Source organism: Alistipes sp. An116 (assembly GCF_002161005.1).
Classification (GTDB): domain Bacteria; phylum Bacteroidota; class Bacteroidia; order Bacteroidales; family Rikenellaceae; genus Alistipes; species Alistipes megaguti.
The window spans coordinates 211,619-225,469 of record NZ_NFLR01000002.1 but is presented as its reverse complement, the minus strand read 5'-3'; the positions used below and the strand labels follow the sequence as shown (position 1 = coordinate 225,469).

The window sequence follows — 13,851 nt, the reverse complement described above, 5'->3', positions numbered from 1 at the left end:
CGTTGTTTTTCTATATATAAAAAAAGGAGATTTGCAACCCAATTTCGAGAATCTTTTTGCAAAATTATTCACAACTTTGTCGTGTCAAAAATAGTGCAACCCTTGGACATGTTTAACAATTCGCAGACATACAGCGATACGTGGCAACACTGCCTGGACCGAATCAAGGCCCAGACCTCCGAAGAGGAGTTTCGCAAGTGGTTCCAGCCCATCGTGCCACTCGAATTCGACGGCACGACGCTGCGTCTGAGGGTGCCCAACGAGAGCTACGTCCGCCAGATCGAGAAGAACTACATCCCCTTCCTGCGGCCCATCATCTCGCAGCTCTACGGCCAGCAGACCCGGCTCCACTATGCCGTGCCTCGCGCCGCCGCGCAGTCCGTCCCCGTAGCCGCCGATGCCGACACAACGGCCATCGCCCAGTTCAATACGCAGACGAACACTGCAAATATAAAAAATCCGTTCGTCATTCCCGGGCTCAAGAAGATCGTTATCGATCCCCAGCTGAACCCCAACCTGACGTTCGCCACCTTCATCGAGGGCGAGTGCAACCGCCTGGCCCGCTCGGCCGGCATGTCCGTCGCCGTCAACCCCGGAAACAACCCCTTCAATCCCCTATATATATATGGTGATTCGGGGCTCGGGAAAACCCATATCGTCCAGTCCATCGGCCACGAGGTGCGCGAACGTCATCCCGAACTGCAGGTCCTCTACGTCTCGATGAACAAGTTCCAGGCCCAGTTCCAGACCGCCTACAAGAACGGTGAAATCCCCGATTTCATCCACTTCTACCAGATGATCGACGTGCTGATCATCGACGATATCCAGGAACTGACCGGAAAGACCGGTACGCAGAACGCCTTCTTCAACATCTTCAACCACCTGCAGCTGGCCGGCAAGCAGCTGATCCTCACGTCGGACAAGCCGCCCGTCGAGTTGAAGGATATCGAACAGCGTCTGCTGACCCGCTTCAAGTGGGGGTTGTCCGCACAGCTCAACACACCCGATTACGACACCAAACTCAAGATCATCCGCGCCAAGGCCCGGAAGCTCGGCGCCCAAATCTCGGACGAGGTCGTCACCTACCTGGCCGACAACATCTCGGCCAACGTGCGGGAGATTGAAGGAGCCTTGTCGTCGCTGGTGGCAAATGCCTCGTTCCTCGGACGCAAGATCACCACGTCGCTGGCCAAGGAGATCCTGAAGGTCTACGTCAAGATCAACCAGAAGGAGATCACCATCGACCACATCATCGACGTGGTCTGCCAGTACCTCAATCTGGATCACGACCGCTTCAACTCCACCGAGCGTACGCGGGAGATCGCCCAGGCTCGCCAGATCGCCATGTATCTGGCCAAGCAGCACACCAAGGCCCCGCTGACGGCCATCGGATCGGCCATCGGAGGCCGCAACCACGCCACGGTATTGCACTCCTGCAAGGCCGTCACCAACCTCATGGAGACCGACAAGGCCTTCCGCCGTCAGGTCGAGGAGATTGAAAAGCGCGTCCTGGCCCAATAAGTCGGGAGGAGGGGGCAAGTGGACGCCAGAAAGGCTCCGAATGGAGAAAAAAGAGCAAACCGCAACTTTATTGTTGCGGTTTTTCCATATCTTTACCCGGTAAAAACGACACCCGCATGGATCAACCCAAGCTCGAACGGCTGCTGCGCCTCATGAAGATGCTCACGGCAAACACCACCTACAACGTCGACCAGCTGGCCGAACGCCTCGCCATGTCGCGCAGGACCGTCTACCGATACATCGACACCTTCCGCGAAGCGGGCTTCGTCATCAAGAAGTCGGGCGACTGCATCCGTCTGGACAAGGAGTCCCCCCATTTCCGCGACATCTCCCAGCTGGTTCACTTCACCGAGGAGGAGGCCGTCATCCTGAAGCGGGCCATCGAGAACATCGACGACACGAACCTGCTGAAGCAGAACCTCAAACGAAAACTCTACTCGGTCTACGACAACCGCTCGCTGGCCGATACGGTCGTGCGCGGCAAGAACGCCCCGAACATCCACCGGCTGATCGAGGCCATCGAGGAGCACCGCCAGGCCGTGCTGCACGGCTACCAGTCTGGCCACGGCGGCGAGGTCCGCGACCGGAGGGTCGAACCCTTCGCCTTTACGACCAACTACGTGCAGGTGTGGTGCTACGACCCCGAAAGCCATTCGAACAAACTCTTCAAGACGGCCCGAATCGGCGAGGTCGAACTCGCCGACTCGCCCTGGGAGTACGAAGCGCAGCACGAGGAGGGGTTCATCGACATCTTCCGCATCCACGGCCAGCAGCGCCACCGCGTGCGGCTCGAACTCGGACTGCTGGCCTACAACCTTCTCTGCGAGGAGTATCCGCTGGCCGAACGCGACATCCGGCCATTGGGTCGCGGACGCTGGATGCTCGACACCGAGGTGGCCGGAATGGCCGGCGTGGGGCGTTTCGTCGTGGGGCTGCTCGACGACATCCGCATCGTCGACTCCCCCGAACTGACCGAATACATCAAAACATACATAGCCAGAAATCTGAAATAACACGACAACGACATGATTGACGAAATTCTCGCATACAACCGGCGCTTCGTCGCCGAAAAGGGTTACGAACGATTCATCACGGACAAATATCCCAACAAACGCATCGCCATCGTCACCTGCATGGACACCCGGCTGGTGGAGCTGCTCCCGGCGGCCCTCGGGCTGCGGAACGGCGACGTGAAGATCATCAAGAACGCCGGCGGAACGATCACCAACCCCTTCGACAGCACGGTGCGCAGCCTGCTCGTGGCGATCTATGAACTGGGCGTCAACGAGGTGATGATCATCGGACACACCAACTGCGGCGTGCAGGGCATGGACAGCGCCGAGATGCAGCACCTGATGAAGCAGCGCGGAATCCCCGAGCACCATATCTCGCTGATGAAGCATTGCGGAATCGACCTCGACCGGTGGCTCCACGGCTTCGACGATACCGAAGCCGCCGTGCTGGAGACCGTGGATCTGGTGCGCAACCACCCGCTCGTCCCCGGCGACATCGTCGTCAAGGGCTACATCATGGACTCCACCACGGGCGAACTGCGTCCGATTCAGGAGCCGGAAGCGGCTGAGAAGTAGGGTCCAGACCGGCTGAAACACGCTGCCGGTCAGACTGAAAAGCTCCGGAGTATTCCGCTGGTGCGGAGATCCCACGCCGGAAGCGTCCGCGTCGGGACATAGCGGAGAAACCGCCAGGTTCCGGAGCCTGGCGGAATCACGTCAGGACTGAAAACCGGCTTTCATGTAGACCGGATCCGGGCGTCTCGACCGATTCTTTGCGCCTTGACCCGGACGGGATGAAAAAAAATTCGGCCCTCACCATTGATGTGTCACAACCTGTCATTCGCAGACTGTTCCTTTGCATCGTGAACCAATAAAAACTTACGATTATGGGAACAGCCTACAAAATCAGATGCAAGCACTGCGGTGCCCGGTTTGACCACTACATGCAGCCCGGTTACGGGGTATTGCCGATGTGCGTCGGCTGCGGCGAGTATGTCGAGACCGAAACGGCCATCCGCTGCCCGGCCTGCCACCGCCGGCTCAACGCCTCGCAGGAGGAGTTCGAAGAGCAGATCGAAGTAACCTATCAGTGGGACTGAGCCAATTTTTCGCCCCGAAAAGCACGGAAATAACCAGAATTTTTCCTACCTTTGAACAACTGATTTTTTCTCGGTAAGACCTATGACAACCTTGCAACCCGGGGATATGGCCCCCGATTTCCGATCCACCACGCAGAATGGTGAGACTCTGACGCTTGCCGACCTGCGCGGACAGCGGACAATCCTCTACTTCTATCCCAAGGACAACACCTCGGGGTGTACGCTCGAGGCCAAAAGCCTCCGCGACGGTAAGGAGGAGCTCGCCCGCATGGGGTTCCGGATCATCGGTGTCAGCCCCGACAGCGAACGCTCGCACCAGAATTTCTGTGCCAGGCACGACCTGAACTTCACGCTGCTGGCCGATACCGACCACTCGGTATGCGAAGCCTTCGGCGTGTGGGCCGAAAAGTCAATGTACGGACGCAAATACATGGGCGTGCTGCGCACGACCTTCGTCATCGACGCCGAAGGCCGCATCGAAAAGGTCTTCACAAAGGTCGATACCAAGAATCACTATCAGCAGATCGTCGACACCTACAAATAGCCGAAGCAATGCCCGCTGCGCGACATATCGTCCTGACAGCCTTGCTGTTGGCCGCCGCCCCGATATCGGGCGTCGGGCAGGAGTTGCGGCCGGGCGAAGGTTCCGCAACGAGGAGCCTCCCCCAGATCGGGATCCCGCATGGAGCCATCTCGTTCGGCGTGGAGCCGCTCGATGAAAATATCGGGTGGCTGCGTCTGGAGGTCGACCCCATCGAGAGGGCCCGGCGGAAAATCCACCTCGCCATGCGCGAAAGGGCCCGCGAAAGGGCGCTGGAGAGCCGGACAGAGCAGGGTAGAAGCACGCCAACCGATCCTGGAATTGACGTGGGTGACTGGCGCTTCAGCATCGGCAACAACGGGAACTGGAGTCCCTATCCCGATCGGGAGCTCGATGCGCGGAACATCCGTTTTCCGCTGCGGATGAAAACCGACAACCGCACGCCGGCCGAGAAGGCGCTCGAACGCATGAGGCAGGAAAAGCGGCAATAGGCAACCGGGCACAAAGGAAGGGGAGCCAATCACCGGGGATGGACAGCGGCCGCAGGAAAGGCTACCGGGAATGGACAACCGGACACAAAGGAAGGGGAGCCAATCACCGGAGACGGACAACCGGACGCAGGAAGACTACCGGACACAAAGGAAAGGGTAGACGGCCTTCGCGAATGGCCCGGCCGCAGGAAAGTCGGCCGGACCGAACAAAAAAAGACAAAGAAAAGTAACAAAGTAACACCTATACACAAAATGGCAGAAAAAGTACCTGTTAACGCGGACAAACTCAAGGTTTTGGACGCGGTGATGCAAAAAATAGAGAAGGACTTCGGAAAAGGCTCGATCATGCGCATGAACAGCACCGAGGTCAACGACATCCCGGTCATCCCCACGGGCTCGATCACCCTGGACATGGCACTCGGCGTCGGCGGTTACCCCAAGGGGCGTGTCATCGAGATCTTCGGTCCCGAATCCTCGGGTAAAACCACCCTGGCCATCCACGCCATTGCCGAGGCCCAGAAGGCCGGCGGTATCGCCGCCTTCATCGATGCCGAACACGCCTTCGACAGCTATTACGCCCAGAAACTCGGCGTCGATGTCGACAACCTGCTGATCTCGCAGCCCGACAACGGCGAGCAGGCCCTCGAAATCGCCGATTCGCTGATCCGCTCGAGCGCCATCGACATCATCGTCATCGACTCCGTGGCGGCTCTGACCCCCAAGGCCGAAATCGAAGGCGAAATGGGTGACTCGAAGATGGGTCTGCAGGCCCGACTCATGTCCCAGGCCCTGCGTAAACTCACCGCCAGCATCTCCAAAACCAAGACCGTCTGCATCTTCATCAACCAGCTGCGCGACAAGATCGGCGTCGTTTACGGAAACCCCGAGACCACGACGGGCGGTAACGCCCTGAAATTCTACGCCTCGGTGCGGATCGACATCCGCCGCATGTCGGTCATCAAGGACGGCGAAGAGCAGTTGGGTACCCGTACGAAGGTCAAGGTCGTCAAGAACAAGGTGGCACCCCCGTTCAAACGCGCCGAGTTCGACATCATGTTCGGTGAGGGTATCTCCAAGATCGGCGAAATCATCGACCTGGGCGTCGACTACGGGATCATCAAAAAGGCCGGTTCGTGGTTCTCGTACGGCGATCGCAAGATCGGCCAGGGACGCGATGCCGTCAAGGAATTGCTCAAAAACAATAAGGAGCTCGCCGACGAAATCGAACAGAAGGTCCGCGAAGCTCTGAAAAACCCCAAAAAGGAGTAGCCTATGGGATATACTGCCGAGGATGAGGCCCTGATCAAGGAAAAATGGGACGATCTGCTGCTCTCCTGTACCCGAATCTGCAAAAACGATGAGGACTGGAATCTGATCAAACGTGCGTTTTTCCTCGCCAAAGAGGCTCACGAGGGGGTACGGCGCCGCTCCGGCGAACCGTATCTCCTGCATCCTATTGCAGTAGCCAAGATCGTCATCGAGGAGATCGGTCTGGGCGTCAAATCCGTCGTCGCCGCCCTGTTGCACGACGTGGTCGAGGATACGGAGTACACCGTCGAGGACATGGAGCGCATCTTCGGTCCCAAGATCGCCTCGATGGTCGACGGGCTCACCAAAATGTCCGGCGTCTTCAACGCCGACACCTCCGAGCAGGCCGAGTACTTCCGGAAGGTGCTCCTGACCCTCTCGGACGATGTGCGCGTCATCCTGATCAAGATCGCCGACCGGCTGCACAACATGCGAACCCTCGGCTCGATGCCCCTCAACAAGCAGATCAAGATCACCGGCGAGACCATCTACCTCTTCGCGCCGCTGGCCTATCGCCTCGGCTTGTACTCGATCAAAAGCGAGCTGGAGGATCTCTGCATGAAGTATCGCTTCCCGCAGCAGTATGCCGAGATCACCCGCAAACTCCAGGAGAGCGAGGCCTCCCGCAAGGAGTTCATCGACAAGTTCAACGCCCCGATCATTGCCGCCCTGAACCGCGACAACATCAACTACGAGATCTCGGGCCGTGTCAAGAGCGTCTACTCCATCTGGAGCAAGATGCAGCGCAAGCAGATCTCCTTCGAGGAGATTTACGACCTGTTTGCCATCCGGATCGTCTTCAAGCCCCTGCCGTTCCCCTCGGAAAAGACCCAGTGCTGGCAGATCTACTCGACCATCACCGACATCTACACCCCCAAGCCCGACCGGCTCCGCGACTGGATCTCGATGCCCAAGGCCAACGGATACGAGGCGTTGCACTCGACGGTCATGGGACCCGACGGCGTATGGGTCGAGGTGCAGATCCGCACCCAGCGCATGGAGGATATCGCCGAGCGCGGTTTCGCCGCCCACTGGAAATACAAACATGCCACCATCTCGCAGGACGAGGACGAATTCGACAAGTGGCTCAAGCAGATCCGCGCGGCGCTGAACAGCCCGACGGAGAATGCCGTCGACTTCCTGGATAACTTCAAGTTATCGCTGTATACGTCAGAGATTGTAGTATTTACACCAAAAGGGGAGGCTCGGAAAATGCCCTACGGCGCCACGGCCCTCGACTTCGCGTACGATATTCACTCGAAGATCGGCAACAACGCCATCAGCGCCAAGATCAACCACAAGCTCGAGCCCATCACCACGCAGATCAACAGCGGCGATCAGATCGAGATCATCACAGCCGACACGGCCCGTCCGAAACCCGAATGGCTCGATGTGGTCACCACGGCCAAGGCCAAGCAGGCCATCAAGAGCTTCCTCAAGCGCGAGCGCCAGAACAACATCGAGCGCGGCATGCAGATGCTCGACGAAAGGATGAAATCCCTGAACGTCAAGCTCAGCGGACGCGTCCTGCGCAAAATCGTCCCCATTTACGACTGCAGCAACAAAGAGGAGCTCTACAGCAAAATCGGAGCCGGCATCGTGACGCTCGAGAATCTCGACAAGGCCCTCAAGGTCAACGCCAAAAGCAAAATACTCAAGTTCTGGACCCTCTTTATCCCCAAGAAGGAGGAGGACGAGGGGGACGATACGACGCAGACCGACGGCGAGATCACCCCTTCATCGACGTCGGATGCCTCGGCTGAACCGCAGTTCGAAATCGCCGAGTGCTGCAAGCCCATCCCCGGCGACAAGGTCATCGGATACCGCGATCCCGCAACCGGCAAGATCATCGTCCACAAGGCCACCTGCGACGAATTGAACCGGCTGGCCGCCCAGTATGGCAAAAATATCGTCAAGGAGGAGATCAAATGGTCGCAGCACAAGGCCATGTCCTACCTGGTAACCACCGAACTGCGCGGAATCGACCGGCAGGGGCTCCTGCTCGACCTGGCCAAAGTCGTCACAAACGACTTCAACATCAACATCCGCGAGGTCAACATCCACAGCCACGACGGAATTTTCGAAGGCAGCGTCAGCCTTTATGTGAAGGATGCCGAGAGTCTCAATGCCGTCATGGACAAACTGCGCCAGATCAAAGGAATAGAAACCATCAAACGGACCATGAACTGACCCCGTAATGGACACATTAACCATACTCTGGATCGTGATCATCGTCGGAGCGATGGTCAATAGCTACGTATCCAAGACCCGCAAGGCCCGCAAAGCCCGCCAGGAGGGCGGAAATCCCCCTCCGCAACACGGTGAGGCCTGGCCTTCGATACCCTGGGACGAAGAGGATAATACGAAGCCGTCCGTCCCGACGGCCAACACCCGTCCTGAAACGCCCGCCCAAACGGCTCCGGCGGCTGAAACGGCTCAATCGGTGAACGGAGGCAGAAGGAGGCAGAATCGGGAGAAAAACACCCCCTTATCGAGCATTCATCCGACCGTACAGGAAACTTGCAACCCGGGCAACAATTGGCAGAAGGACGAAAAGAGTGGCGATCAACATCCCGTATCCGAGACTTTCACCGATGAATGCCAGAGTCTGGAGGAGATTTTCCCCGAAGAGTACTTTTCCGATCTCGACACGGCTTCCGATCTCGACACGGAAGAAGAGCCCCAAACGGCCTCTTTTACGCCACTCACGGGACTGGGCAGCCAATTAACCGTCCGAAATGAACGGAGAGGCGCTAAACAGGGAAAACAGTCTCAGAACAGCGCTCCCGTTTCGGACAGCCTCGCTGAAATGGTGGAAGAGTTTGATCTGCGCCGTGCGGTCATCTACTCCGAAATTCTGAAACCCAAATTTGATGAGGAGTTCAATCCGGCCAATCAAAGATGAGTCTTCACAAGCGGCACTACGCAATGAAAAATTCAACCGCAGAGAGACGTTCGTTCGCAACGTCAATCAAAGGCAGAAAGGGAATAAAGATACGTCCTGCAGGCGCTGACGCCTGAAGTCTGCGGCATGCAGTCTGCTGCTTAACGGGAGGCTGTCACATAGCGGAGGGTACCGCACAGCAGGGTGTGACGCTTAGCCGGGGGAGGTCACAGAGCGGAGGGTATCGCATAGCAGGGTGTGACGCTTAGCCGGGGGAGGTCACAGAGCGGAGGGTATCGCATAGCAGGGTGTGACGCTTAGCCGGGGGAGGTCACAGAGCGGAGGGTACCGCATAGCAGGGTGTGACGCTTAGCCGGGGGTGCGTTAGGGATATGTCCGGGCTCCGCCTGCAACCACAAAACCCGCCGCTCCTATCAAGGGTGGAACAGGGTCCCAAAAAGCCGATAGAGGCTGGCTCGAGGCGGTAGTCGATCTCCTTCTTCAGGGTGGAACAGGGCCCCCAAAAGCCGATAGAGGCAGGTGAACCGTCGGACGGCAAACGCAGAGAACCGGTCCGCCGACAGGGTGTTTTAGAAAAGAAAACCATTAAATCGAAAAATATGGCAACAATTTTTTCACGCATCATCGCAGGGGAGATCCCCTCGTACAAAGTGGCCGAAGATGACCGCTACTACGCCTTCCTGGATATTAATCCGCTGGCAAAAGGACATACACTCGTTGTCCCGAAGCAGGAGGTCGACTATCTGTTTGATCTCGATGACGAGACTCTTGGCGGCATGATGGTTTTTGCCAAGAAAGTGGCCGCCAAAATCCGTCGCGAATTCCCCTGTAAAAAGGTCGCTGTTGTCGTTTTGGGCCTCGAAGTTCCCCACGCACACATCCATCTGATCCCCATGCAAAGCGAAAATGACGTCGATTTCCACCGCGAAAAGCTCAAACTGACGCCAGAAGAGTTCCACGAAATCGCCGAAAAACTCGCCAAATAAAAGACTGTTAACAAATAGAAAAGACTCTGTAAATGAGTCGGGTAGCGTGTTGTAAACACTGCCCGGCTCATTTTTATTTAACATAATGTATTGTAAAACAAGAGTTGTTAACAAAATTGATTTACGAGGATTCGGAATATGAAAAATTTACTTCAAAATTCATCGGAAAGGGTAGTAAATTTACATTTGTAAACCATCAAGAGAGGCCTGTTTTCCAAATGTATTTACACTTGTCAATTAACAAGCTGCGTTCAGGTTGTTAATTGTTATTTTTGTAAATAATAGGGGAGCAGGTGATAAATGGCGAGGTAAGACCGCGGAACACCTGGTTAAAATATTAAATTGTGCACAGAATAAACATTGGTAATCAATTATTTACATGAAATATATAAAGTAAAATATAACAGGGGAGAGGTTAATCGCAACTGGGTACTCCATAAGAGATAACTCTATGAAAAAAATCGCTAATAAACTGCGTATTATCAATATATAATAACTATTTACCTAAAGTAAAATAACAAATAAAAGCAGAGCTGATTTTTTACCATATTTTCAATTTTACTTTTGTAAACTCTATCAACACTTATTAACATTTTACAAATGTAGAAAATTCTTGTTTTACAAAAGAAAAGTGTTTATATTTGTAAAAAATTAAGCAGATGAAGGAGAAATTGCTCGAATTGTTGAATCGCGAAGGGTTGAGACCCAGTCAGCTCGCTGAAATCCTCGAAATCAATCCGGCAGGAATCTCCCACATTCTCGCCGGACGGAACAAACCCAGTTTCGAATTGCTCCAGAAAATCCTCCGGCGTTTCCCCAGAATCAATCCCGACTGGCTCCTGCTCGATTCAAACCAGATCTACCGATCCGAAATTCCCAATCCCGTTTCGGGAACTCCGACCGACAAAACCCAAGCGGAGAAAAACAATCTGGACAATACCTTGTTTGGAAATACGTCAAATGGCAGCAGCAAGTCGGGGACTCCCAAAATTACATCGCCTGGAAATACGGCCCTCCCCGAATCTGCAATCGGTGGTCATCCGGTCGCATCGAACATTCCGACGACCGGCAATCTCTCGAAAGCCGGTATAAAACGGATCGTCATCTTTTACGAGGATCAAACCTTCGAAACCTATACTCCGGCCAACCTCTAACACGGAAGCCGGTAAAGAAGAGCCGCAACGTCGTCGGAAAGGAAATCTGGTCCAACCGGAAGCACACGGGGTGTCATTCCGCGAAGGAGCGCGAGAATACGCTAAAACTGACCGCTCATACACACGTTCCCAAATACGGCACTCTCAGAGCGTATAATTAAGCGCTGTTTGCCATGGGTTGTTTGCGTACGTAAGTGAAGATCCGGGCTTTGATGAGGCTGAGGTTGGACGACTCCGGATGACTTCGGATTCCCGGAAAAACGCACACTCTGAAAAACAGACTGGGGCTGGCCTCAATCAGCAGCCAGGTTGCGAATAAATCTGTGGATCGTTCGCGACTTTTTCTCAAATGGCAACAAATGCATGGCTTCCGTGACCGTCCATCCGTGACCGTCCATCCGAAGAGTCACCGGCATCCGAACTCGCACAATGTACATAGTCGAACGGTGGCTGGAAGCATCATTGCCTCTCGTCTCGATGGATGGGCATGAAACCTCCAGAAAATGCCAAAACGCACACAAAAAGTTGCGTCCCGTACCATCCACGCACGCCTCGTCGATGCCGCGCACGTAGGAATCCGTGACAACATCGTAGCCGGTCGATCGACACGATATGTTGATCATCCGGAAGCCGGTGACGCGCATCCGGCGGATGATCCGCGAGCCATTGAGGGCCCTGTTGCAAAGATATGAAATAATATTTATATTACCAAGCGAACGCACTCAATGACAGATATTTACATCTGTAAAAAGAGCCGGGGGCCGGTACAAATATTGAACATCCGCGGAGCACGGGCGCCGCAGGCGACCGAAGAATCGGCAAGGGCCCGGGCAAGAACCCGGGCCCGCGCAGGGCGGGGGACGGGGCGGCCCGGTCCAACGGGCGGGACGCAACGCCGGCGGCGGAGCACAGCGACGACGCCCTCCCGCCCGGAGCGGATGCCGACGCAAAGGGGCGGGGCGCCGCCGAGCGCACAGGGCCGCGCAAGGTGCGGCCCGACAGGGCGAGGCGAGCGACACGACCGCGGCGGCGGGGCGCAATCACGGGGCCGACGGGGTGGCCCGCAAGGCCGGGCCATCGGCCCGCTCCGTATAGCCTTGCGCGCCAACACGCGGCACCGATGTGAAGCGCAACGCCGCCGCACCGCTTTGGGTGGGTCACGGGGCAAGGCCGAGGGAGCGACGGAATAGCGGCCCGCTCCTACTTGCTTTGCGCCTGCGGCGATACCGTTGCGGGCCGCCCGTCGCCGAGCGGCGGGGCTCGTACCCGCCCGAGCGAGGCCGCAGGGGCGTGATAGAGATAAAGAGACGCCAACACGGGCCGCCTCACGCCTTGCCCGTGGTGGCGGGTCTTGCTGGAGCCGGGCGCTGGCGGGTTCCCTACCAAAGCCCGCCGCAAGGTGGCGGGCGTGGATAGGGGCGTGGGCCTCAACGTTCCGCCGGATCATAGCTCACGACGGCCGCCCATGCGTCCAATTCGTCAAACTCGACCGGTTCGCAGGTTGAGACGTCGACAACCGTCTCGTAGCGGCCGCGGCGTATGTCCCGGAGTTCGGGGTAGTAGCTGACGGCCATACCGTCACAAATGCGGATTTGAGCGTCGAGAACCTTCTCCCGGGCCGCCCATTGGTACAATTCACGTACGGTCATAAAGCAACACTTTAAGTGAAACACGTAACACATTCACAAACAGCCAGTCAAGCCTCCGAATCGCTGAAAGCGCCGTATCCGTCGGCCCGATAGCATCACGTTGATGTCGAGGTATTCGTAGCGTCGGTGCAGGTCTGCGGCCTCCATCGGTTCGAAATCGAGACGTAGCCGGGAAGCCATGAAAGAGGCCGACAGAACGCGCGAACCACCCACGTTGAGGCAGAGGTTCAGCGCCTCGACGATCTGCGAACGATCGGCCCGCAGGATCATCTGGCCGGCAGGTGCAACGCATCGTTCCAGCGTCCACGAGCGCCGCCACTCGTCGTGCGATACGATAGCCGAGCGTAGGCGGTTTGTCTGGAGCGTCGTGCCGTCGGTCTCGATCGTGACGGCGATACGGCCCGACGAGAGGATCGACCGCACGAGCATATCGAGGATAACGCACGCCTCGTCAATACCGCGCACGTAGGAGTCCGTGACAACATCGTAGCCGGTCGATCGACACGATATGTTGATCATCCGGTAGCCGGTGACGCGCATCCGGCGGATGATCCGCGAGCCGTTGAGGGCCCGATAGGCCGAGCAATAGCGGTCGTAGAAGTCGGCCCAGCCACGGACGCCCGACGCATCGAGACGGATATGCGCTATCGGTTCAGTTGTTGAACTCCGCAGGCGGTCGTCGGTCTGTTCGAATTGAGCGACGAGGCGTGCGAAGTTGACATCGGTATTGAGTTCGCGCACTGAGTTTACCATCTGTAGAGGAACCCGCACGTAACGCGGTCGGGACTCGATCGACGCTCCGAAGAGCGCCTTTTTCTGTTTTGGTGAGAGCATAGCAAGCAACTGATTTTGAGGTTATTTTACATATGTTACCACAGGTAAGTTACGATATTTGAGTACGTAATTTTTCGACCTATCCGAGTATCAATCCGTTACCAAGATATGAAATAATATTCATATTATGTTAAATTACAATGAGAGGATAACAGACTGTCTAACGATTAACACGAAATTTACGAGCTGGCTGGCCTCCGATCAGCGGTCAGGTTACGAACGGAGCGAATTATAATAATGCTAATCAGGACAATTACGAGGCTACTCAGCAACTAAGGAATCTGTGCCCGTAAATTCGTACAGACAAAATACGGTTCGGAACAAAAGAATCTGCGCCCGGTAAATCCAC

13 protein-coding genes are annotated in these 13,851 nt (G+C 56.2%); 11 read left to right on the top strand and 2 right to left on the bottom strand.

Translation table 11 applies throughout. From position 1 onward, the window contains the following. Nucleotides 1-108: 108 nt before the first annotated feature. From dnaA to B5E60_RS02120, 11 genes are all read left to right on the top strand, one after another. The gene (dnaA, locus tag B5E60_RS02170; protein WP_087309239.1) at nucleotides 109-1,521 is read left to right on the top strand and encodes a chromosomal replication initiator protein DnaA; all 1,413 of its coding nucleotides are present in this window, start codon (nucleotides 109-111) and stop codon (nucleotides 1,519-1,521) included. Between the two features lie 116 nt (nucleotides 1,522-1,637). Continuing rightward, nucleotides 1,638-2,534 (top strand): helix-turn-helix transcriptional regulator, encoded by an 897-nt coding sequence (locus B5E60_RS02165; protein WP_087309238.1) that lies wholly within the window; start codon nucleotides 1,638-1,640, stop codon nucleotides 2,532-2,534. 12 nt (nucleotides 2,535-2,546) lie between these two features. Continuing rightward, entirely contained in the window at nucleotides 2,547-3,110 is a 564-nt protein-coding gene (locus tag B5E60_RS02160) for a beta-class carbonic anhydrase (RefSeq protein ID WP_087309237.1), read from the top strand. A 311-nt stretch (nucleotides 3,111-3,421) separates the two neighbouring features. Beyond that, nucleotides 3,422-3,634, top strand: a complete 213-nt coding sequence (locus B5E60_RS02155; RefSeq protein ID WP_087309236.1) for a hypothetical protein — start codon at nucleotides 3,422-3,424, stop codon at nucleotides 3,632-3,634. A gap of 82 nt (nucleotides 3,635-3,716) precedes the next feature. After that, entirely contained in the window at nucleotides 3,717-4,178 is a 462-nt protein-coding gene (bcp, locus tag B5E60_RS02150; RefSeq protein ID WP_087309235.1) for a thioredoxin-dependent thiol peroxidase, read from the top strand. 8 nt (nucleotides 4,179-4,186) lie between these two features. After that, nucleotides 4,187-4,666 carry a hypothetical protein gene (locus B5E60_RS02145; RefSeq protein WP_087309234.1) on the top strand — a complete coding sequence of 160 codons (480 nt, stop codon included), beginning with the start codon at nucleotides 4,187-4,189 and terminating at the stop codon, nucleotides 4,664-4,666. Nucleotides 4,667-4,918: 252 nt separating this feature from the next. Then, nucleotides 4,919-5,935: a recombinase RecA gene (recA, locus tag B5E60_RS02140; RefSeq protein WP_087309233.1), complete on the top strand. Its 1,017-nt coding sequence runs from the start codon at nucleotides 4,919-4,921 to the stop codon at nucleotides 5,933-5,935. Nucleotides 5,936-5,938: 3 nt separating this feature from the next. Continuing rightward, entirely contained in the window at nucleotides 5,939-8,164 is a 2,226-nt protein-coding gene (locus tag B5E60_RS02135) for a RelA/SpoT family protein (RefSeq protein WP_087309232.1), read from the top strand. Between the two features lie 7 nt (nucleotides 8,165-8,171). Then, nucleotides 8,172-8,879 carry a hypothetical protein gene (locus tag B5E60_RS02130; protein WP_087309231.1) on the top strand — a complete coding sequence of 236 codons (708 nt, stop codon included), beginning with the start codon at nucleotides 8,172-8,174 and terminating at the stop codon, nucleotides 8,877-8,879. 599 nt (nucleotides 8,880-9,478) lie between these two features. After that, nucleotides 9,479-9,865, top strand: coding sequence for an HIT family protein (locus tag B5E60_RS02125; RefSeq protein ID WP_087309230.1), 387 nt, complete (start codon nucleotides 9,479-9,481; stop codon nucleotides 9,863-9,865). Between the two features lie 659 nt (nucleotides 9,866-10,524). Next, nucleotides 10,525-11,019 carry a helix-turn-helix transcriptional regulator gene (locus B5E60_RS02120; RefSeq protein WP_087309229.1) on the top strand — a complete coding sequence of 165 codons (495 nt, stop codon included), beginning with the start codon at nucleotides 10,525-10,527 and terminating at the stop codon, nucleotides 11,017-11,019. A 1,427-nt stretch (nucleotides 11,020-12,446) separates the two neighbouring features. On the opposite strand, the gene B5E60_RS13690 is transcribed toward B5E60_RS02120, so the two are convergent. Together B5E60_RS13690 and B5E60_RS02110 are read right to left on the bottom strand one after the other, a co-directional pair. After that, the gene (locus tag B5E60_RS13690; protein ID WP_143260627.1) at nucleotides 12,447-12,668 is read right to left on the bottom strand and encodes a hypothetical protein; all 222 of its coding nucleotides are present in this window, start codon (nucleotides 12,666-12,668) and stop codon (nucleotides 12,447-12,449) included. 33 nt (nucleotides 12,669-12,701) lie between these two features. Continuing rightward, nucleotides 12,702-13,502 carry a hypothetical protein gene (locus tag B5E60_RS02110; protein ID WP_143260625.1) on the bottom strand — a complete coding sequence of 267 codons (801 nt, stop codon included), beginning with the start codon at nucleotides 13,500-13,502 and terminating at the stop codon, nucleotides 12,702-12,704. Nucleotides 13,503-13,851: the final 349 nt, after the last annotated feature.

What these genes read in the sequence shown, in the direction of transcription:
- dnaA (WP_087309239.1), top strand. Translation starts at nt 109, where the DNA reads ATGTTTAACAATTCGCAGACATACAGCGATACGTGGCAACACTGCCTG.
- B5E60_RS02165 (WP_087309238.1), top strand. Translation starts at nt 1,638, where the DNA reads ATGGATCAACCCAAGCTCGAACGGCTGCTGCGCCTCATGAAGATGCTC.
- B5E60_RS02160 (WP_087309237.1), top strand. Translation starts at nt 2,547, where the DNA reads ATGATTGACGAAATTCTCGCATACAACCGGCGCTTCGTCGCCGAAAAG.
- B5E60_RS02155 (WP_087309236.1), top strand. Translation starts at nt 3,422, where the DNA reads ATGGGAACAGCCTACAAAATCAGATGCAAGCACTGCGGTGCCCGGTTT.
- bcp (WP_087309235.1), top strand. Translation starts at nt 3,717, where the DNA reads ATGACAACCTTGCAACCCGGGGATATGGCCCCCGATTTCCGATCCACC.
- B5E60_RS02145 (WP_087309234.1), top strand. Translation starts at nt 4,187, where the DNA reads ATGCCCGCTGCGCGACATATCGTCCTGACAGCCTTGCTGTTGGCCGCC.
- recA (WP_087309233.1), top strand. Translation starts at nt 4,919, where the DNA reads ATGGCAGAAAAAGTACCTGTTAACGCGGACAAACTCAAGGTTTTGGAC.
- B5E60_RS02135 (WP_087309232.1), top strand. Translation starts at nt 5,939, where the DNA reads ATGGGATATACTGCCGAGGATGAGGCCCTGATCAAGGAAAAATGGGAC.
- B5E60_RS02130 (WP_087309231.1), top strand. Translation starts at nt 8,172, where the DNA reads ATGGACACATTAACCATACTCTGGATCGTGATCATCGTCGGAGCGATG.
- B5E60_RS02125 (WP_087309230.1), top strand. Translation starts at nt 9,479, where the DNA reads ATGGCAACAATTTTTTCACGCATCATCGCAGGGGAGATCCCCTCGTAC.
- B5E60_RS02120 (WP_087309229.1), top strand. Translation starts at nt 10,525, where the DNA reads ATGAAGGAGAAATTGCTCGAATTGTTGAATCGCGAAGGGTTGAGACCC.
- B5E60_RS13690 (WP_143260627.1), bottom strand. Translation starts at nt 12,668, where the DNA reads ATGACCGTACGTGAATTGTACCAATGGGCGGCCCGGGAGAAGGTTCTC.
- B5E60_RS02110 (WP_143260625.1), bottom strand. Translation starts at nt 13,502, where the DNA reads ATGCTCTCACCAAAACAGAAAAAGGCGCTCTTCGGAGCGTCGATCGAG.